The 19,817-nt window shown below is 38.2% G+C and carries 19 protein-coding genes and 1 pseudogene; all 20 read right to left on the reverse strand.

Features of this window, described 5'->3' with window-relative positions; genetic code table 11:
- Positions 1 to 98: 98 nt before the first annotated feature.
- A complete protein-coding gene (locus OCV72_RS06860; protein ID WP_055057153.1) occupies positions 99 to 2,480 on the reverse strand; it encodes an ABC transporter permease in 2,382 nt (793 codons plus the stop codon).
- A gap of 62 nt (positions 2,481 to 2,542) precedes the next feature.
- On the reverse strand, positions 2,543 to 4,915 hold the full coding sequence (locus tag OCV72_RS06865) for an ABC transporter permease (RefSeq protein WP_055057152.1): 2,373 nt from the start codon (positions 4,913 to 4,915) through the stop codon (positions 2,543 to 2,545).
- A 15-nt stretch (positions 4,916 to 4,930) separates the two neighbouring features.
- Positions 4,931 to 5,464: pseudogene (locus tag OCV72_RS06870) on the reverse strand (ABC transporter ATP-binding protein); the annotation flags it as partial.
- A gap of 61 nt (positions 5,465 to 5,525) precedes the next feature.
- Entirely contained in the window at positions 5,526 to 6,047 is a 522-nt protein-coding gene (locus OCV72_RS16875) for a DUF4314 domain-containing protein (protein WP_416386355.1), read from the reverse strand.
- A 25-nt stretch (positions 6,048 to 6,072) separates the two neighbouring features.
- Positions 6,073 to 6,819, reverse strand: coding sequence for a hypothetical protein (locus OCV72_RS06880; protein WP_022462583.1), 747 nt, complete (start codon positions 6,817 to 6,819; stop codon positions 6,073 to 6,075).
- Between the two features lie 11 nt (positions 6,820 to 6,830).
- Complete coding sequence (locus OCV72_RS06885; protein ID WP_055218782.1) at positions 6,831 to 7,079, reverse strand: hypothetical protein; 249 nt, start codon at positions 7,077 to 7,079, stop codon at positions 6,831 to 6,833.
- Positions 7,080 to 7,221: 142 nt separating this feature from the next.
- The gene (locus OCV72_RS06890) at positions 7,222 to 8,127 is read right to left on the reverse strand and encodes a bacteriophage abortive infection AbiH family protein (protein WP_021651973.1); all 906 of its coding nucleotides are present in this window, start codon (positions 8,125 to 8,127) and stop codon (positions 7,222 to 7,224) included.
- Between the two features lie 13 nt (positions 8,128 to 8,140).
- On the reverse strand, positions 8,141 to 8,719 hold the full coding sequence (locus tag OCV72_RS06895; protein WP_044961781.1) for a hypothetical protein: 579 nt from the start codon (positions 8,717 to 8,719) through the stop codon (positions 8,141 to 8,143).
- 179 nt (positions 8,720 to 8,898) lie between these two features.
- Positions 8,899 to 9,369, reverse strand: a complete 471-nt coding sequence (locus OCV72_RS06900) for a hypothetical protein (protein ID WP_055056042.1) — start codon at positions 9,367 to 9,369, stop codon at positions 8,899 to 8,901.
- 134 nt (positions 9,370 to 9,503) lie between these two features.
- Positions 9,504 to 11,078 (reverse strand): recombinase family protein, encoded by a 1,575-nt coding sequence (locus OCV72_RS06905; RefSeq protein ID WP_055056043.1) that lies wholly within the window; start codon positions 11,076 to 11,078, stop codon positions 9,504 to 9,506.
- Positions 11,068 to 12,759: a recombinase family protein gene (locus tag OCV72_RS06910; protein ID WP_055056044.1), complete on the reverse strand. Its 1,692-nt coding sequence runs from the start codon at positions 12,757 to 12,759 to the stop codon at positions 11,068 to 11,070. The genes OCV72_RS06905 and OCV72_RS06910 overlap by 11 nt, the downstream gene beginning before the upstream one ends.
- Positions 12,752 to 14,419 (reverse strand): recombinase family protein, encoded by a 1,668-nt coding sequence (locus tag OCV72_RS06915; RefSeq protein WP_055056045.1) that lies wholly within the window; start codon positions 14,417 to 14,419, stop codon positions 12,752 to 12,754. Before OCV72_RS06915 ends, OCV72_RS06910 begins: the two co-directional genes overlap by 8 nt.
- Positions 14,420 to 14,569: 150 nt before the next feature.
- Entirely contained in the window at positions 14,570 to 14,824 is a 255-nt protein-coding gene (locus OCV72_RS06920) for a DUF6870 family protein (RefSeq protein ID WP_025578823.1), read from the reverse strand.
- A complete protein-coding gene (locus OCV72_RS06925) occupies positions 14,824 to 15,369 on the reverse strand; it encodes a recombinase family protein (protein ID WP_025578821.1) in 546 nt (181 codons plus the stop codon). The genes OCV72_RS06920 and OCV72_RS06925 overlap by 1 nt, the downstream gene beginning before the upstream one ends.
- Positions 15,370 to 16,008: 639 nt before the next feature.
- Positions 16,009 to 16,464, reverse strand: coding sequence for a sporulation initiation factor Spo0A C-terminal domain-containing protein (locus OCV72_RS06930; RefSeq protein ID WP_025578820.1), 456 nt, complete (start codon positions 16,462 to 16,464; stop codon positions 16,009 to 16,011).
- A gap of 26 nt (positions 16,465 to 16,490) precedes the next feature.
- Positions 16,491 to 16,847, reverse strand: a complete 357-nt coding sequence (locus OCV72_RS06935) for a helix-turn-helix domain-containing protein (RefSeq protein WP_025578817.1) — start codon at positions 16,845 to 16,847, stop codon at positions 16,491 to 16,493.
- A gap of 278 nt (positions 16,848 to 17,125) precedes the next feature.
- Positions 17,126 to 17,305, reverse strand: a complete 180-nt coding sequence (locus OCV72_RS06940) for a hypothetical protein (RefSeq protein WP_025578814.1) — start codon at positions 17,303 to 17,305, stop codon at positions 17,126 to 17,128.
- Positions 17,306 to 17,399: 94 nt separating this feature from the next.
- Entirely contained in the window at positions 17,400 to 18,032 is a 633-nt protein-coding gene (locus OCV72_RS06945; protein ID WP_055056046.1) for a PBECR4 domain-containing protein, read from the reverse strand.
- Between the two features lie 365 nt (positions 18,033 to 18,397).
- A complete protein-coding gene (locus tag OCV72_RS06950; RefSeq protein ID WP_055056047.1) occupies positions 18,398 to 19,006 on the reverse strand; it encodes a hypothetical protein in 609 nt (202 codons plus the stop codon).
- Positions 19,007 to 19,193: 187 nt separating this feature from the next.
- The gene (locus tag OCV72_RS06955; RefSeq protein ID WP_055056048.1) at positions 19,194 to 19,523 is read right to left on the reverse strand and encodes a winged helix-turn-helix domain-containing protein; all 330 of its coding nucleotides are present in this window, start codon (positions 19,521 to 19,523) and stop codon (positions 19,194 to 19,196) included.
- Between the last annotated feature and the right edge of the window lie 294 nt (positions 19,524 to 19,817).

Here is a 19,817-nt window from a genome sequence, read left to right on the forward strand (position 1 = left end):
GAGCTTATAAAACTCTTAGAAAATCAAGAACTTTTAAATGAGTGTGGAATTTACTTCTGCACTGGAATTTACTTTTTCAAGTTAGCCTCCAATTCGTTTTATTCCATTGTTTTGATTTGGTCAACAAGAGATTGCTTTTTCAAATTTCCCGTTGTATATGCAATTAATATCAACTGAACAGCCAACAGAACAGCCGAATATATCAATACAACCGGCCATGGGAATGAATAGAAAAAATATGGATTTAATGACCGCATGATCTGAATACATAAAATCCCAAATCCAACTCCTAATATCAATGTTACAAGCACAGCAAAGAGTGAATAAATCATGCCCTCATAGCAAAGCATTCGGATGAGTTGTTTTTTGCTTAAACCAATCGCCTGTAACATTCCAATTTCCCGCTTCCGAGACAAAAAATTTGTAATGGTTGTATTTACGAGATTAATCAGCGAAAAACACACAACAATGATAGCTACTATCAGAAATGCACCGAAAACTAGTTGCTGATTTCTATTATAATAATTTACGCTTTCTTCTATGGTATCCATAACCAAATCACTGTTTTTATCTATCAGCTGATTTAATGAAGTTTCAATTGTATCGAATTTATCTTTGTCTGTAATTACGGAAATAGTACCTGTGCAATCCATCCCGGTTCCCTCATTTATAAGTTGTTCCGGGAGAGTAAAACATTTATCGAATCCCGTATAATTATAATCGCTTACTATGCCTTTCACAGTATAAGTTTTCGTCATAATATCACCGGATACATTTTCGTAATCAACTTCTACTGTATCACCTAAAGCAACATCCATTCCATTGAGAGCTGCACGTTCTTGTAATAGGATAATTCCATTGTCCGCAATCAATTCATCATAATCAGCGGTTCCTTTTATGAGATTTTTTTCTAAATCAGATTGTTCATCTTGACTAAATCCCTGAATCCAATCTTCTGAAATTCCATTTACACGATATTCTGCGTCCGTATAATACCACCGCTTGATTCCGGTAACACCATCGATAGCTTCGATTGTTTTCACAAAATTGTCATTCAGCATATTTTTTTGTTGTAATTTAGTCAACGAAACTTTTGCAGTATCAAAGGATTGATTAGCATTAAGGTGAATATTAAATTCGCCTTTTGAAAAATCCCTCCCACGCGCTTCTGCAACTCCATCATAGGAAACTAATATCGTTGAAATCAATACAACTAACACGCCTCCAAATGCGAGTGAAAATATGGTTAATATAGATTTTGTTTTTTGCCTGGACAGATTCATTTTAGCAAGTGATGTAGGCGTTATTTTTCGGTACAGCGCCGAACTTTCTTTAGGCTTTCCTTTATAATCCGAATATCGAAGAGCCTCCATTGGAGATACTGCGGCAGCTTTTTTTACAGGAGTATGAATAGAGAGCATTACCATTGTAAAAGCAAAGAACCCACATCCAAGCGTCACACATAAAGAAGTCGGCCAGTACCAGCCCTCCGGAATCAGAAAATATCCGATTACATTACCTATAATCAAACCAATGGAAATCCCAACAGCAGCAAGTAACTTCCCTTCTCGGTAAACCATTTTTTTAATCTGCCGTTTCGTTGTTCCAATCGTGCGAAGCTGTCCATAGTTACGAATATTGCTTGCAACGGAAATATAAAAAATGGAATAGATCACAATGCCGGAGCCAATAAGGGTTACAAATCCAATCACGAAATAAAATAACATTTCGCTTCCAGAATTTTCGCTCTTCACATTAAAATAAGTGGAGCGAACAATCACATTATCATCGGGGATGTGTAATTGTTTTGCAAGAGTGTCTGCATATTCCGTAGCATCTTCTTCGCTCATGTTTTGAGCGTCTTTTAATCCAAGGTAATAATCTATAACTGTATTATTTCCATACTGTTGTTTCACTAATTCTTTCGATATAATAGCTGTATATCGTCCAATATCTCCGGTTTCTACATTTAAGATTCCTGTCAACCTGAAATCATGATTCATCCCGTCAGAAAATGGTATTTTAATTGTCTGTCCTAATTCAGTTGAGTATCCCAAGCTGTCCAAAAAAGATTCCTGTACTACAATTTCATCTTCCGCAGTTGGTAACTTTCCCGAATAAGGCATACTTTGAGATTTTAGCATATCTGCATTTGCGTAAGTAAAATTTACGGTTGAATGGTTTATTTCTTCCGAAAATGCATTGAAAAATTCTCCAATCCATGCGATCTCTCTTTCTTTGTATAATTCCGAACCCTCTTTTTCTGAAATTGCATGATATACAATCTGTGCTGTTTTTTTATTTAGATTTTTTGTTTTCTGTGTAATTCCAAATCCATAAAGGGTAATTGCAGATAATAATGTACTCGCAAGTGCAATCGTAATAATAATAAAGATATTTCTTTTTCGATTCGCTGATATATTCCTGCTCGAAATACGCTTTATTATGGTTTTTGTATCATTTTCAAAAGGCAGCGTCATATAAATCATCCCCTTCTAGCTTGTTAAAATATAGATTTTCAATATTATAGAACTGTTCTTAGTTATAATTCCTTCACTTGTTCTACTAATGATTGTTTTTTTATTTGTTTGATTGTCAAACGAGAAAATAATGTCTGAACTACAAACATCAATATAAAATATATAAACATTTCCACGATTGGAAAATGATAGATTACTCTTCCGAAAATACTCATTGAACTAAATACTGTACAAAGAAGATATCCTATAACTGTTCCAAATAATATAGAAAGAATAAGCACACAAATAGTATAGAATACCCCCTCCATCAGTAACATATTTGAGAGTTGTTTGCCACTTAAACCCACTGCTTGCAAAACACCTAACTCCCGTTTTCTTGTTAAAACATTTGTGATAAGAGTATTTAGTAAATTGATAATTCCAAAAACGCCGATAAACATAACAAAAATATATACTGGAATGCGATAATTTAACAGTTTTTCATTGTATGCTTCTACCCAATCATTAAAAGTGCTAATATAAAGACAGGCATTTGATGATACTATTTTTTGAATCTCCTCTTTTACAATATCCCATTCATTATCAGCAGTATCTATAATAAGCTGATAATTAAGATTTTCTACAGGCGTAATAGTATTCAGCATTTCTAGTGGAATAAAAAGAGTATCATATCCACCATAGGGAATATTTCCATCTACAATTCCCATCACTTTTACTTGAATTTTCTGTCCTCCAACCTCAAGCGATATTTCGTCTCCCAGAGCTACATCCCATCCAAAAATTTCTTTCCATTGTAAATCATTAGCAATAACAACTCCATTATTCCTAATAAGTTCTGATAAATCTGCTGTACCCTCAATCAAATATTTTTCGACTATTTTTTGATTGTTTGTACTATATACCTCTGAAACAATAGGTTCAACATCTCCCGTTGGAACATGAACATTCAAAACGGTGCCTTGATATGCTTTGACTCCCTGGACTCCATGTATATTTTTGATAGATGTTATAAAATCATCTGTAAGCAAATTAGATTTTTGAAGTTCAACATATTGCTCACTATTATGGGACTGTGGTCCATAATCTCCAAGTTCAAGACGAATCTCTCCATAAGGAAAACTTCTTCGTGCCATCTCCTCAGGATCAATAGAATTAAAATATGCAGAGCTTGCCATTAACAAAACACCACATACGCCTAATGATAAAATGGTTAAAACAGTTTTTTTCTTGTTTCGTAAAAAATTAAGGAAAGCTAAATTATTTGTAGTTAAAGGTTGCTTTGATTTTCTGGCATAATCAAATGCTATTTTCTCATTATTTTCAGTATAATGTATTGCTTCCATAGGTGTTACGCGTGAGGCAATTTTCGCCGGCTTCATAATAGTAAACATAATGCAGGAGTACATAAACAGTGCAGTAACAGCAGCGATAATCAATGTAACCAATGCATTCCATCCTTTAGGAATAAGAATATATCCTGCCACACCACCTGCTATTAGTCCCATTGGAATACCAATTCCGGCAAGATAATGTCCTTCCCGAAAGACTATTCTTTTTATCTGCTTTCCAGTTGTTCCTATTGTTCTTAATTTTCCATATTCATTTGTTTTTCTTACTATAGATACATAAAACAGACTGTAAACAACGAGAGTACAAGCTAAAGTCACAATAAGGCAGACAAATGCTATTATCAACATGTATTGACTGCTCCTTTGTTCAATAAGGGAAAAATAATATGTGGAAAATTGTATATTTTCCTGCTGAATTCCCCAATCATTGAGCAATGTTAGTAATTCTGACTGGATAGCAGCTTTAGACCATCCATCAGATCCTTTTAATCGAACATATGCAGAATATGTAGGGTCACTAATCTTACTTGCAACATATGATTGCGATACAAATAATGAATAATTTGAATTATCTACAGGCAAAATGCCACATAAATTGTATTCTTTTTTTCCATCCCCTAAGTCTATTGATATGTTATCGCCCACAGACTTAGATAATCCAGTTCTTTCAAGAAAAGCTTTTGTAATGGCAACCTCTTTTTCCGTTTCTGGCAATTTTCCCTGCAAATCAGGATATTTTGCTAAATCCATTAATGTTTTATCCATGGAACGAACTGTTAATTTAAAATCCCCATAAGACACCATTCCTAATAAATGACTCACACCAACATCTACTCTATCATCATTTACTAATTTTTCTATTTTATCATTGTCTATGTCGTTAATGACTGCTTGATAGCGCCCCATTGCATCATTTAATGATTTTCGTTGCGAGCCTAAAAAGTATAGAGCTGTTGCCATAATCAAACATGTGGCTAAAGCTATTGTAATGATAATAAGTACATTTCTGCTTTTATCTGCTTTAAGATTTCTCTTTGAAATTTTTTTGACAATAGGATTGGTATCATTTTCAAAAGGTAATGTCATAAATGCCCACACCCCCTATCCTACTATTTTTCCATCTTCAATCCTCACAATGCGATCAGCAAGCTGTGCAATAGCATTGTTATGTGTAATCATTACCAATGTCTGATCGAACTCTCTACTGGTTCTCTGAAGCAGTCCTAAAACATCCGCACTAGTTTTAGAGTCAAGGTTACCTGTAGGTTCATCGGCCAACACAATTGCAGGTTTAGCAACCAAGGCTCTTGCAATCGCCACTCTCTGCTGCTGACCACCTGAAAGATTATTTGGCATACTTTTCAGCTTATCTTCCAATCCCAGCATAGTAACAACTTCATCCATAAATTTCTGATCTACGGTATCTCCATCTAGCTCTACCGGAAGAACAATGTTTTCATAGACATTTAAAATCGGAACCAGATTGTAATTTTGGAAGATAAAACCGATATTCCTCCTGCGAAAAATAGTAAGTTGTTCATCATTCATTTTAGCCAGTTCCTTCCCTGCTACAACTACACTTCCTGATGTTGGAGTATCCAATCCTCCCATCATGTGAAGCAACGTGGATTTTCCCTATCCTGTCAAGTAATATCCAAAAAAAATTGTCGATTTTTGCAATTAAAGAAAACCATTCTTATCGCTTCTTCTGTACTGGAAAAGGATTTTTCCTCTCCAATTCCTGTCCTTGAATTTCCATCTTTTTTATAAAGATGTGTTGCTGACTGTCAGCTTCATATTGAATTGCTACACCAAGATCTTTCTTTATAAATGCGGCAACTCCCATATCTGCAATAACCTCCTGCCCTTCTTTCTCCTGAAAGCTGATTTTAGGGAAAGCTCCGGATAATTTTTCTGTAATATACAGTTCCATTTTTTCCAAACTCTCAAATGGCATAGCCTGTACTCTTTGTAATATCTCCTGCAAACGTTCCTCTCTCATAATACATCTGCAATGATCAACACCAAATACCATAGCAAGGCTGTGTCCGCAATCCCAGGATACATGAATCTGTCCGGCATCATCTACAAACTGTACGGTTCCTAAATCACCGGGACTCAGTTTTACATACGGATCAGCTTCCATATCTTCCAACTCTACCCGACACCCCGGTGGGTACATATTTCTTAACACAATTCTTTCCGCATTACTTATCACTGTTTTCTTCCTTTCTCCAATCCGGCTACCGTCCCAAAGACTTCTCTGGAACATTTCCCTCCAACAAATGCTCTCTTTCTTTATTCCATTCCAGCACCTTTTCCATAGCAGCTTCCAACTGGTCTTCTGTCGGTTCTCTTGTATAGGTTCTATATTCCTGAAAATATTCTTCCAAAGTGTTCTGCTGTATCTCCAGTTCCTCTTTATCATAACAATCCGGCTCTTCCAGCTCCTTCAACTCCTGCAAGATTTCCCAACATTCCAAAACACTGTCTATCTCCTGCATTTCAAGCAGATAAGATAAAAATGTTTCCTCTGGCATAATACTGAAATAGCATCGGTCAAACCATTGCTCAATATACATGCGTTCATCAGAACCATTGGTATGTGTACCACAAATCAAATCTGCAACAAAGTTTTCAAATAGTTCACCGATTGATAGCCCAACTTTTCCAGACTTCCTACAGAGCTCTTCTACCTCATCTTGATACAACCTGATAGAAATAGTCCGCTTCAGGCTTTTTTCATAGGGTTCTATATCTTCGCCTGTCTCGCAGAAATGCAGATATGTATCCGTATAAATGTTTTCCATATCGCAAAATCTCCGGCTCATTGCCACATAATCCTTACTTTCCCGGTCCCATTCCAGCCGGTAATGATGTTCCCTTGCATGTTCCTCTAAATCTTTCCGTATGATATTTCTGGTTGCTTCCGGCAACTCCGCAATAAAAAAGCTTGTATCTGGAACTGCTAATACTCTTTCTTTTACCACATTTGTCCTCCTTACTTGTAACTATTTCTTGCACGCGGCAAATTCCCCAGTACGTCCATATAGAGGATAATTCCCTGCGAGTCCAGATGTACGGTAATAAATTTCTGTATTTCCTGTAACAGATCACGATCAGAAAACCCAGCCTGGTAGCCAATAAAATTCCTGATTTTTTCTACAATATCCCGTTTACGGAACTCTTGTAACACCAGAATCGGAATCGTGTGCTGACCTCCCATAGCATTATATGGTAGCTTTTTCACAGTCTTTCCATAAAATATATTTCAAGATACATGGCTCTTCTCCCCTTCTTTCTTTTCTAAATTTTCTTCTAAATAAAAGAAGAGGAAGACACCGCAGCGTTTTCCTCTTCTTTTATTAGTCTTTTCTGACTGTATAATCGTATTATAAATTACTTAGCATTACCGGCTGAAAATTTTTAATATCTAACCTTTTTGCAAAATATTCCATATTATCTAAATCACTTTCTGAGAAATATGAAATATACCATTTACACGAATGTAATACTCTCTTTCTAATCTCAACAAAATAATCCATATCTACAGAAGATAACGAATGACCTAATATAAATATTTCATTTATATTTATAAGAGAGTCAAAAAAATTTTGATTCATTTGTATAATACCAAACGTATCTTTATATGTCTTTTGAAAATAGGCTTTAATGATTTCTTTTGTTTCAGTTATTCTAAAATCTTCATCATCATCTTGTATATATATTCCATGTTCTTCCGCTGCATTAAATGGAGAAACAGCTCCGTACTGAAAAGTAGAAATATCATGATGTCCCACTACAAGTTTCTTACTGCTCAGGGCTTTTCCATGAATGTATAAAATATTCTCAGCAGGTACTTTATATGCTCTTTCTAATGTATCCGTATAATTAAAATTTAGAATCTTACACGTATTATTTATTATACGCTTTGATACCAAAGGTAAAACGTTTGTATCTATTTGCTCAATCCATTTCTTAAAATAATATGGAATATAAGATGCAAATGCCAAATCCTGCTCAACCATAAATTGAAAGTCATGATTAGCACTGTCTTTCCAATTTTCATCACCATAATCAAGATAATATGAAGCATTTTCTTCTTGCACTTGATATTTATCTAATTCGCCTAAAGCCATTTCAAATTGAAACCACAATTCTTCTTCTGGTATATATTTACATATAGCTTCATAAAATTCACGAGCATATATTCTCAAATACTCCTTAAAATCATAATACGAAGTGGGCAAATTGTGTGCCCGATCAAAACCATTTCCTATAATAACCAATCTGTCCAATTTCTTTTCTCTCCTAGTAAATATGTTCCAAAAATGTTTGCACTGCTACACAAGCAGCTGTTAGACTTCCGATAAAAGCTGTTAAAGATACTATTAACGAAGAAGCCATTTCTAGCAGATGTACAATTCTGGAAACATTTTGATTTGTACTATTAGGAAACAGTAATCTCCTTACCTTCTGTATTAAAAAATAAAATGTTTTAATGAACGAGATAAGTATATAACACAAATAGGAACACACGATTATGCCCCCTATGCAAAATCCTATATCTCCCAAGTGAGACCCCTTTTTCCAATTAACAAGAATATAATGTATCTCCCAAGAAAATATAATTAAAACAGAAAATGCAGTAATGGCATGGATGCTTACTGTAACTATCTTTTTCTCTTTAGTTTCTCTCGATAAAGCAGGAAAACTAATAAACCAAAATGCAATACATGTGGCTCCTATTGATAAACGTGTTTCATTTGCTCCACCACTATATAAGGCTGGATATGCACCAATCGTTAACATTAAACATCCCATTAACAACAAACCCATATTAAGACTAAGTGCTATTTTCCTTTTATTTTCACGTATCAATGTACCCATTTTAAACATCTCCATTCGTATTCTATTTCTAAGTTAAATTATTAACCTATCATATTTTCTTTGGTTTTTATATTACTTTTAATGCTTATTTTTCTTTATATTTTATTGTACCACTTTTTCAATAATCTTCCTATATCTTATTTTCATAATGATGTCAAAAACCGCTAATACTCTTTCTTTTACCACATTTGTCCTCCCTGTTTGTAAGCATTCCTTGCCACCGGCTGATTCCCCAGTACATCCATATAGAGAATAATTCCCTGCGGGTCCAGATGTACGGTCATAAATTTCTGTATTTCCTGTAACAGATCATGATCAGAAAATCCAGCCTGACAGCCAATAAAATCCCTGATCTTTTCTACAATGTCCGGTTTACGGAACTCCTGTAACACCAAAATCGGAATCGTGTTCTGCCCTCCCATAGCATCATAGGGCAACGCTTTCCGCAATTCTTCTAAGAGATGCCGGTAATAATCAACTACCACCTGGTCTGTTTTCCATGCTTTTTCCTCACAATCCCGGAGTAAAAAATCATACTCTTTTTTTGCCTGTTCCATTTCTTTCAGGATTTCTACTGCCTCCACAGAGCAATACCCTTTCTCTTCTATCAGTTCCATCAGTTCCTCCATAGAATATGTTTCAAGATACATGGCTCCTCCCCCATCTTCTTTGCCTAATTTTCTCCTAATACAAAGAAGAGGAAGACACCGCAGCGTTTTCCTCCTCTTTTATGAAATCTTTTTCTCTACCAGAATCCAGGACAATAAGCTCTCCCGGTTCTTTCTTATCCTACTGCTTCCAGAAATTCGTCCCTGTATTTCCATACAATTTCAATATGTTCCGGATCATAAAAATTTATGACTTCAATCAGCTCATGCAGAACTTCATAAGATAGCTCTTCCAATCCCTTATATTTTACAAAAAGTTGCAGTCCCTCTGATTTCTCCTTTTGTTTTTCCTCCTCCCCTTTTAAAATTTTTGCTTCTATCTCCTGTATCTTTTGCTGATAAACTGCTGTCTTCTCCATACAGGTTTGTTTTCGTGCCAAGTAATCCTTCAGGGAAATCTGTTCTTCTGCATATTGTTCATACAATTCCATTTTCTCCTGTTTACAAAGCGCCAACTTCTTTTCATATTGCTTTTTCCGATATCGGAGTTTCGGAATATTCAAAGTCTGATTGGCTTTCTTTAACTGCTTTATGGTATCCTCTGCAAGGGCTGCCTGCTGTCTTATCATAATTAGCACCAGTTCTTCCAACTCTTTCTGCTTATATTTCTTTGGATAACAGGAAGCATTGGGGGCTGTCGTAACACTTTTACAATAAATCGGCTTTTCTTTGTATTCTGTCCGTATCCGCATTTTCCGACCACAATGCCCGCAGCGGATCAAGCCTGCAAAAATATTCTCAGAAGACGGTGTAGACCCATGATATTTTCTGTCCTTCTGTACCATGTCCTGGATCTTCTGAAGCTCCTGCTCCGTCACAATCGCTTCGTGTCCTCCTTTTACGCAAATCCAATCCTCTCTTGAAATATATCGGTACTCTCTTTTTGACGGAACCCTGGTTTCTGTTTTCCCTCTTACCGTCAGTCCTGCATAAACCGGATTAAACAAAATCAGCTTTACTAAATTTCCGTCCCAGAATTTCACAGATTTCTTTGCTTCTGGCGCCCAGCCTTTCCTTTGAAGATATACGGTAGGTGTTTCAACTTCTTTTTTATTCAGGTCCCTGGCAATGTCTGCATAGGTCTTTCCTTCCAACCTTTGGTCGAAAATCCCCCTTACAACGGAAGCTGCCTCCGTATCCAGATGAAGTTTTGTATGAACACCGTCATGGAAGCAATATCCGTATGTTGGGATTGAACCATGATATTGTCCCATTTCAGCCTGTTTCCTCATAACTTTTTTGATATTGTCGGAACAAATCTGGGGATAAATCCCATTGATCAGGTTCTTAAATTTAATCTCCGTATCCTTTCTTTCGGAAGGTTTCTGGCTGCTGTCATAAAAATCATTGATTGAAATGAAGCGAACCCCAAGGAACGGAAATATTTTTTCGATATAGTTTTGTGTTTCTATGGTATCCCTTCCCAGGCGGCTCAAGTCTTTGACAATGATACAGATCCGTTTTCTCCTGGTAATCAGCCCCATCATGCGCTTAAATTCCGGGCGGTCAAACGTTGTACCGCTGTAACCGTCATCTACGAAGAAGAAAAGCTTTGCCCCTGCAAACTCCGGCTGGTTTTCTACAAAATGCTGGATCAAGAGCCTTTGATTTTTAATGCTGTTGCTTTCCTCCATTTTTTCTTTATCATCTCTGGAAAGACGCAGATAAGCAAAAATAAAATCACACTGCATACGGAAGGCCTCCTTCCATATTGGCCAGTTCTTTTTCCAGCTCTTTTTCAAATAAATCCCCAAACCAGAACACGATTTCCACATAGTCTTTGGAATATACCGTAATCTTTTCAATAAAACGGTCCGCAATCCCTTTCTCTATCTTCTGGAATCTTTGGTACTTTAGAAGTTCCTCTGTCCAGTCCATTCTTGCCTTCACTTGATCTAACAGGTGCTGTCCACGAAGCTGTATCTGCTTCATATTCTGCCTGGCTGCTTGCTGTTCTTCCTGATAGGTTGATTTAATCTCCTGATATTCCTTGCAGTCCAACAGCCCGGTAGCATAATGCTCAAACAAGGTTTCCAGTTTTCTTCCATATTTCTCATACTTCTGTCTGGCACTTTTTACTTTTTCTGCCACCTCCTGCTCCAGCTTTTGATAAAACTCTGCACCATAGGTTTTCTTACTTTCTACAGCAAGCCGGATCTGGTAACGGAGTGCTGCCTTGACTGCCTGATTGATGTAGATTTCATTCACCGTCCGGAAACATTCCGTATGATCTGTAAGGGAAAAGGAAGGACATTTATAAACCATATATTTGTGTTTCTTATTGCCTCCGCTCCTGCTTCTTCCAAGGCGTTTTCCGCAATGTCCACAGAAAATCCTTCCCTTAAAAGGACCATCTGCCCCCTGTTTTTCTTTTGGGTTTGCAGCCCAGTTATCCAACGTATCTTTCCAGCGTTCCTTTGCAATTTTCTGTGCTTCCTCATAAATCGCCCGTTCAACAACTGCTTCCCAGGCATTTTCACACACTTCCCACTGCTCTTTTGGTATCATCTGAAGGGGAATATTCTGCGCAAGCATCTGTTTTGTTTTCCCATAAACAGCAGCACCTATATAAACGGGGTTCTGTAAAATCTTCCGGATACCGTCTGATCTCCATAACCGCCTTTTTTCCGGCACCTTTCCCTGTTTCCTTTTCTGGTAGCTGTCTTCCGGTCCTAATACCTTTCTGCCATTCAGTTCCCTTGCTATATCATAGCTTGACATTTCTTCAAACACATACCAGTAAAAAATCTGCCGGATTATTTCTGATTCCTCTGGTTCCGGCACCAGCTTCTTACTGTTTTCCTCTGCTCTTTGGTATCCATAAGGAGGTCTGGAACCCCAAAACTCTCCCCGTTCCCTGGACAGCCGATGTGCCTGTACCAGTTTCTCTGAAACTTCCCTGGCATAATAATCATTCATAAAGTGTTTCAAAATATTGGGGGTCCTGTTTTCTACACAAGCTGGGTTTGCGCTGTCATATTCGTCCATAACAGAAATAAACCGGATATTTAAGGTTGGGAAAATCACATCAATCAAATCTACAGCATCTAAGGCGTCCCTTCCAAAACGGGCAAAATCCTTTACAATGATGCAGTCAACCTTTTTATTTGCCACATCTTCCATCAACTCTTCAAATGCGTCCCTTTGGAACGTTGTACCTGTCACACCATTATCCGCATAGACTTTTACCACCAGCATTTCCGGGTGTTTCTTTGCGTAGTCTTCACAGATCTGTTTTTGGATATAAATGGAATCCCTTCTGCCATGCCCTCCGTCCCTTTCGGAAAGCCTTACATAAATATAGGTTCTCAGATACTTCATTTCCGGCTTGCTGCTTTGTCTTTTCTGTCCTCTTTTGCTTATCTTAGGCACTTGCTTCCGCCCCCTTTCCTTTCAGGAAGGCTTCCACTTTCCGGTCCGGCTTTGCTCTGTTTACAGTTTCCAGTAGTCCCAATACCTTTTCAAATTCATCTTCAAACCAAAAATGAATGATAATGCGCTTCTGCTCATATACCTCAATCCGTTTGACCAGATTTACCAGCATTAAGCGATCCACTTCCGTCCGGTCTCGGTATTCCAGAAAATATTCCAGCCACTCCTGCTGTTTTTCAAGGGTTTCCTGCAAATTTCGGATTTCCTTTTGCTGGCACTCCATTGCCTGCCGGATTTCCTCTAAAGACTGGTCATACTTTGCTTTGAAGGTTTCAAATTCTGTCCGGTCCAAGATTTCTTCTGCAAAACTGTCATACAGTTTTACTTTAATGTTTAAAATCCTCTGGCTCTCCTTTTCCAGCATCTCCAGTTTTTTGTCTTCTTCCAAAAGCCGCTGTCTTGGGATTGAGGCAGTTTTTACATACGCCAGTATCTCTTTCAGCTCCATCAGAACAGAAATATAATGCAGGATTGCCTCTGTCACAGCTCCTACCAGTTTTTTCTCACTGATACTATGGGAACTGCACTGCTTTTCATAAAGGGAAGTCGAACATACATAATAGTGGTGAACTTTATCTGGGCTTTTCAGTACCATGCTTTCTTTACAGTCCCCACATTTTACCAGGCCTGAAAGAAGCGCTAGCCCCTTTGCACCTCTCATGGTATCCATTTTCATCAGGTTACCTACCACTTCATATTGGTGTCTGTTGATAACCGGCTCAAAGGCATTTTCGTACCGTATCCACTCAGCTTCCTCTTTGTGGATCACAACCTTTACTTTATGGTTTGGCGTTGTTGTTTTTCCCTGTATCAGCACTCCGGTATAGCGTTCATCAAGAAGGATACGACGTACCATAGTTGGCATCCAGACCGGTTTTTCCGTCAAGCGGAACCCTGTCTTTAATTTCTGTTTTAAATACACCTGCTTATACCGAAGAGGTGTCAAGATCCCACGCCGGTTCAATTCTTCGGATATATCTGTCAGGCTGTAGCCCTGCATTTTCATGTGGTAAATATCCCGTACAACAGAAGCTGCCACTTCATCCATAACCAGCTTATGTTTATCCTCTTCGGATTTCAGATAACCATAAAAAGCAAAAGGCGCTACACACTGCCCGGCTGTCATTTTGACATACAAATGGGAACGCACACTTTTGGAAGTATCCGCAGGATAAAGGTCATTGATTAAACTTTTAAATCTCAGGGTAAGGAAATCACGATTTGGCGTGAGGCTGTCATAATTGTCATTGACAAGGATCAGGCGCACACCCATTTTCGGCAGGATACGTTCCACATACTGTAAAACACCGGAAAAGTCCCTTCCATAGCGAGAAAGGTCTTTGACAATAATACAGTCTGCTTCCCCCTCTTCCAGCATACGCAGCATTTCCTGAAAACCAGGGCGGTTAAAGTTTGTGCCGGTATATCCATCATCCACACATTCTTTTACCACCTGAATTTCAGGGTGGCTCTTCAGGAAGCTATGAATCAGTATCCTCTGGTTTGATATGCTGTCGCTTTCCCTGTTATCACCGTCTTCATCAGAAAGGCGCAGGTAAACAACCGCACGATAGATTTTTTTAAGTATTTGATTTTTCATTGTATTCGCTCCTATCATTTAGATTCGTCAGCCGATTCCCTAAATGATAGAGGCTACTGGGTCCTTGCCATCATCCTACCATAGTCCAGAAGGTTTGTCCACCCTGTAATCTGCCAACAATCCGCATTCTTCCCTATCCCTGTCGTGGCTTTACCATTTCATCTGCACAAGGCTTTCTATGGCTTCCTCTATGGTACGGTTGGTAGAAGCAAACCCAATCTTTATGGTGATCCCCTTATATTTCAGAAAATAAGGATTCTTTCCGGACTCCAGGATTTCCCGGATCTTCTCCGGTTTGCTCTTTTTTACATCAATATTCAGTTTCTCTACATCTTGTATCTCTTTCGGGTCAATGTCTTCAAACGTCATTTCCCGCATCTTCAGCAGTTCTGCCCGCGAGAGCATTATATCCTTTCCCTAGTACAGCAACTGCACAGATACGCATCTAACTCCTGCTCAAACTGTTCCTGTTTCTCCCAGGTGTGCATTAAATACTGTTTCAGTCTGGCATAGTCTAAAATTCCATAACCGATACAATCTATCTGTACCTGAAAAGACTGGAGCATTTCCATTGTCTGTAAAATTTCTTCCGGACAATAGGATAACCTACTGAGTCCGGATACCACAATCACATCAATCATGCCTTTTCGTGCAAGCACTGCCAGCCTCTGCCAGTTTTCTTTTTCTATGGAATAATCACACCCTACACCTTCCAACAAAGTAACCACCTGGTATGTCTGCTGTTCACAGTAATGCAGGCTTTTTTCTTTTTCATAATACAAAAGCCCGGCACAGGGAATGGGAATATCCAGATACACTGCCGCACGCTGGGGAATATTCCTATTTTCTATCTCTTCTTTTCCTTTGCAGATCCATGTAGGAAACAGCATTCCTCCCTGAAAGATCTCTTTATCTTCTGAAAACAGTTTCTGTAACCTCTCTCTCTTCATTGCTCTGCCTCCTCTTTCTTTTGCTCCTGTTTTCATTCCAGGGCTATGAGGAAACCTGTTGTTTCCCCATAGCCCTAAAATGAACCTGTTTCACACACCATACCGGCAGGGCTTTCCCTGCCAGCATGATTTTTTCATTTTCTCACCCCGGTGTGAACGGGAGCATGTAGGACCGGCCCGGCTGGCCGCCTGACACCCTGCAGCCCCCTTTCTCGCTGCAGCATGTCCCAGACGCTACCCTGGTTGCAGTGTTTTTATGCAAAGGTATCATTATCATTCGGCTTTCAGGCTGCCTGCCACCAACAGCCTATGTCTGGGCGCTGCTCACACTTTTCCTTCATCTTCTACGATTCCTTGTTTGATCCGCTTCTTTTCTGCCTTACTTGCTGCCACTGCGGACAAATGTATCTTCGCACAGCTCTTGACCCTGCATCATACAAAATAGAATGTGCCGAAATGTTTTGTGTCCTTTAAGATATTTCTATATTTTAGCGTCAGAAATGACACGTTTGTTTCAAAAAAATATCACCATACCGATATTCAGTTTTCAAGGTTCTCTCCGGCTGAAAACATCAGCCTGCCAAAAGACACCATAACCCTGATGTGTTTTGGCAGACTGTTTTCTGTCTGCATTTCTCTTTATTTCTTTAACCGGATAATCATATCTGCCCAGAATTCTGTGTATGCCTGCCGCATTAACTCCAGAAGCCGGGCTTCGGTAATTCCTGTAATTACGTTTTCTTCTTTCTTTTCCGGTTTTGGTTCCTGTACTTCCAGTGCTTCTTCCCGTATCTTCATTGTAAGCATGGATAAGGAAGGAGAATTGGCACAGTTAATAAAACCGATATAATGGTTCACCACATCATAATCACCTCTGCAGCTTCGGACAATATCAAACGCATGACGGATTGCCCGTTCTACCCTCTGTCCTGTCGTGCCATGTTGCTGGGCCACCTTAAAATACAGATATGTCGTTTTAATCTTGCTGTCTTCTTCCAGAAGCAAAACACTGTCTACAATATAGCCAAATCCTTTCACATTGGCCGGCATTCCCATTTTAAATAATACTGCTTCCACCTTTTCTTTTGATAACATTTCCCTTTTCCTCCCCGTCTGTATTCTCACTTCCTGCTGTCTTGCTGATATTCCTTTAACCCTTTTTTAATTCCTTCTATCGAATAAATCAAAAGGCTGGTTTCCCATTCATTACAATCCTGTACCAGATACCAGATCTTTTCCTTCAGCATCATATCTTTTTTCGCTGTACCCATGTGCATGAAGTGTTCTTTTATGGGAATATCCATAGCTTCCAACAGCCGGATATAAGTTTTCATGCCCATGGCCCTGGCATGTGTTTCGATTTTTGCCAGATGGGATACGGAAATATCTGCTTTTTCCGCAAGCTGCTCCTGGGTCAGCCCCCTGGCTTCCCGCAAGGCTTTTATTGCATCTGCTACAATACAAAGTTCATTCTGCATTCTTTTATCTCCTCGTTGATTACAGGCTCTATTATAATTACAAATCCTTTCCCTGGTAATGGACTATGGAGGCAAGATTTTTCTGTTTCATTACCATTTCTTTCCTTTTTTGGTTTTAGAGATTTATTATATCTGAACGAGTTGAAAACGATTTTTGCACCATTTACGAAAAAGCACTGCATTATCTCTTCATTTAGGCATAAAAAAGGAGAGAACGTCACATATCGACTCCTCTCCAATAGCTTCTATTCATCTAAGATATTTGCCAATACATAGGCTTATTTGTTTTTTCTTTCCAGGAACCTCCGTATATCTTCCACACTATCTAATATGGGAATGGACGGGGCAGACGGGCTACATACTGGTTCTTGACTGGACATTTCCAGTGCGTTAATAAATGCTTCTGCCTTTTTGGGGTCTTCAATCACAAGCTCTGTAAGGATACTTGATGTAGCCATATAGAAAGCACCTCTTTTCTCTCATATCTTAAAAATTCTTTCGCAAAAAGATCCTGCAGTATTTTCTATACGCCAAGACCTGTACGCTCCATTTTTATTTATGTAATAAAGTTTGATCCAGCATGTTCTTAATTTCATCTGGAAGACCGTCTATCGTTGCATTTTCATCTAAAAACAGTAAATTTGTATATTTTTTCGCATCATTCGGTGCTGAAAAAATATGAGTTACTGTATATGCTGTTCTACTTTTAGAGAAGCAATCTTCATCTCGCAGCGATTCTACTACAAAGCAATCGCCCTTTTGCTGCCCCTTATCATCATACTCTTTATTTAAGCATAGAGTAAAATTAAGATCTGTTGTGCCAAACTTATAAGTTCTCGTGTCTGTGACAATCTCTTCCAGCATAAATCCTTCTGAGCCAGCCAGCATTGCAATCTGTCCGATATGCTTAATCTTACGCTTACACAATGAAAAAGGGTGCTGCGGTGTAAAAAATATCTGCGAAGCCTGAAGCATTTTTTTTGCTGCATAACTATAAAACTTTTTTGCTGAAAGGTTCGTGGCCACACCTGTCAAGTGCCTAAAATTGGCAGCTTTATAAAGCACCTCAATATATCTGCCTTCAAATACATATAGAAATCTTTTACCTACTAAATGCTTCCTATACAGATCAGCAGCTACTTTAATCTCCTGTACAATTTTCTCTCTATCCTGTTGTTTTCCCATCTATCTTTTCCCAATCATCACTATAGTATAAAAAAACAGCACTGGACAACTTTTTTGTTATCCAGTGCCCATAATCTTAAAAAGCGGTTTTATGCTGGCTGTCAGCCGCGACATCCTTCCGAATGTCTAAAATGTCGCCGGTATCATTGAGTCCCCGGCGCGGACTCACCGTATCTCCCTGGTGTGGGCGTAATACCCTTCCGAGTATCAAATAGTCCCAGTAATTACCCTGCCCGGGCACAGTACAGCTTTTACGTGCCGCTACACGAAACCTTTTGGCTTAATTATATTATATGCGATACCCTAAGAAATATCAATAGTTTCCACAAAAAATTGATTGGTTGTATCTTATTATAACCCGTTACTTACCGTTTCAATAAACGCTCCCTAGAAGCTGTATCCAATACTATTTTATGAAAATCCAGCATTGCGTGCTCTTGCATCAGTTTCTCACCAAGTTTCACAAGAGGATTGGTTTCCCATTCCGAATCAATTCCTGTTTGATGATAGTATCTTGCATAAGCAAATCCCTCAGCTACCGCATCTGAATTTTCAAATATTCCCACTATTGCATCTGTAAACTGTACAATGATTGAGCTCCCAAAAATCCCCTGCAATTCTTCCGCATTCGCATCATCATATTTCTCTACATCAAAAGACAAAGAGAAATCATACGTATTCTCTTTTCCGTCTTCTGTTTCATAAGAAATTGTTCCAAAAATATCTCCCTTGCCAGACGGAAGTTCGATTGACTCTGAAAGCTCTAATTCATATTCAATGTTATTGAACACTGTCGTTGCTTCAAACATTTGTGATATACAGGTACCTTCTTTTTCATAAATATCTTTCTGTAAAAAGGAAATAGGATTATACTCCATATTTTCCCATATCTGTTTTCCCTCCACTGTCCGTTTACACAAGGAATCTAAAAGCAACATCATTGTTTCCTGATCTATTTCTTCATATACGTTCATAGTCAGCCTCCTTTTTCTTTGGATAGTCCACAAAAGCTCTGTAAGAGTTTATCTCAATTTCTAGTTACAACGTGATATTTAGTCAAATGACGTATGTACGCGCTTTCTTATAGTTGCCAATATTATATGGCGTATCTCCCAAAAATTCAATCAGAATATAAAAACTTTTACTCACACTATCCTGCCTTTACATCTTTTTTAGTCTATACCCTACATTGATCAATGTTTCTATAATATCATGCCCCATCTTTTTTCGTATCTTCCATACTACGTGTTCCACTGTTTTGTACGGAATCTGATCATCATAATAATTACTCTCCCAGACCGAACAATAGATATTCTTCTTTGGAATAACCCAATTTGGCCTTTGGGCTAAAAGATACAGAACTTCAAATTCCCTGGGCGTTAAATCTATTTCCTTTCCTTCGTAAATAACCTGATAGGACATTGGATTTAACTGCAGTTTTCCATCGCCCAAAACTACATTCTCTTTATATTCTGGAAAAACATACTTCATCTGTATGCCTCCTCTTGATTTATAAATTTCTAACTGTTCCCATTCCAGAAAGAAATACCGAACGAAATATCCAACATCCGGCACTTTTTTAGTTATTTTTACTTTTTACATAATTTCTATCTCTGCCATCTTTTCTATAATTGTGAACTTCCTGAAAAATTAACTCTCATTTTCTAAAAATAGTTTATTTCAGCCGTTTACAGTGAATTTTATATAATTCCTCGTAGAGTTAATTAACTCTCAGAATTTTACTTTAAATCCGATGGAAACATTGAAAACACTCAGTTGTTTCAA

Source organism: Dorea amylophila, assembly GCF_025567265.1.
Classification (GTDB): domain Bacteria; phylum Bacillota; class Clostridia; order Lachnospirales; family Lachnospiraceae; genus Dorea_A; species Dorea_A amylophila.

Coding starts and splice junctions, on each gene's coding strand:
- OCV72_RS06940 (WP_025578814.1), bottom strand. CDS start 17,305: ATGGCTACATCAAGTATCCTTACAGAGCTTGTGATTGAAGACCCCAAA.
- OCV72_RS06935 (WP_025578817.1), bottom strand. CDS start 16,847: ATGCAGAATGAACTTTGTATTGTAGCAGATGCAATAAAAGCCTTGCGG.
- OCV72_RS06920 (WP_025578823.1), bottom strand. CDS start 14,824: ATGCTCTCGCGGGCAGAACTGCTGAAGATGCGGGAAATGACGTTTGAA.
- OCV72_RS06905 (WP_055056043.1), bottom strand. CDS start 11,078: ATGCAGTGTGATTTTATTTTTGCTTATCTGCGTCTTTCCAGAGATGAT.
- OCV72_RS06860 (WP_055057153.1), bottom strand. CDS start 2,480: ATGACGCTGCCTTTTGAAAATGATACAAAAACCATAATAAAGCGTATT.
- OCV72_RS06925 (WP_025578821.1), bottom strand. CDS start 15,369: ATGAAGAGAGAGAGGTTACAGAAACTGTTTTCAGAAGATAAAGAGATC.
- OCV72_RS06930 (WP_025578820.1), bottom strand. CDS start 16,464: ATGTTATCAAAAGAAAAGGTGGAAGCAGTATTATTTAAAATGGGAATG.
- OCV72_RS06955 (WP_055056048.1), bottom strand. CDS start 19,523: ATGAAGTATGTTTTTCCAGAATATAAAGAGAATGTAGTTTTGGGCGAT.
- OCV72_RS06950 (WP_055056047.1), bottom strand. CDS start 19,006: ATGAACGTATATGAAGAAATAGATCAGGAAACAATGATGTTGCTTTTA.
- OCV72_RS06895 (WP_044961781.1), bottom strand. CDS start 8,719: ATGGGTACATTGATACGTGAAAATAAAAGGAAAATAGCACTTAGTCTT.
- OCV72_RS06865 (WP_055057152.1), bottom strand. CDS start 4,915: ATGACATTACCTTTTGAAAATGATACCAATCCTATTGTCAAAAAAATT.
- OCV72_RS06915 (WP_055056045.1), bottom strand. CDS start 14,419: ATGAAAAATCAAATACTTAAAAAAATCTATCGTGCGGTTGTTTACCTG.
- OCV72_RS06900 (WP_055056042.1), bottom strand. CDS start 9,369: ATGTATCTTGAAACATATTCTATGGAGGAACTGATGGAACTGATAGAA.
- OCV72_RS06945 (WP_055056046.1), bottom strand. CDS start 18,032: ATGGGAAAACAACAGGATAGAGAGAAAATTGTACAGGAGATTAAAGTA.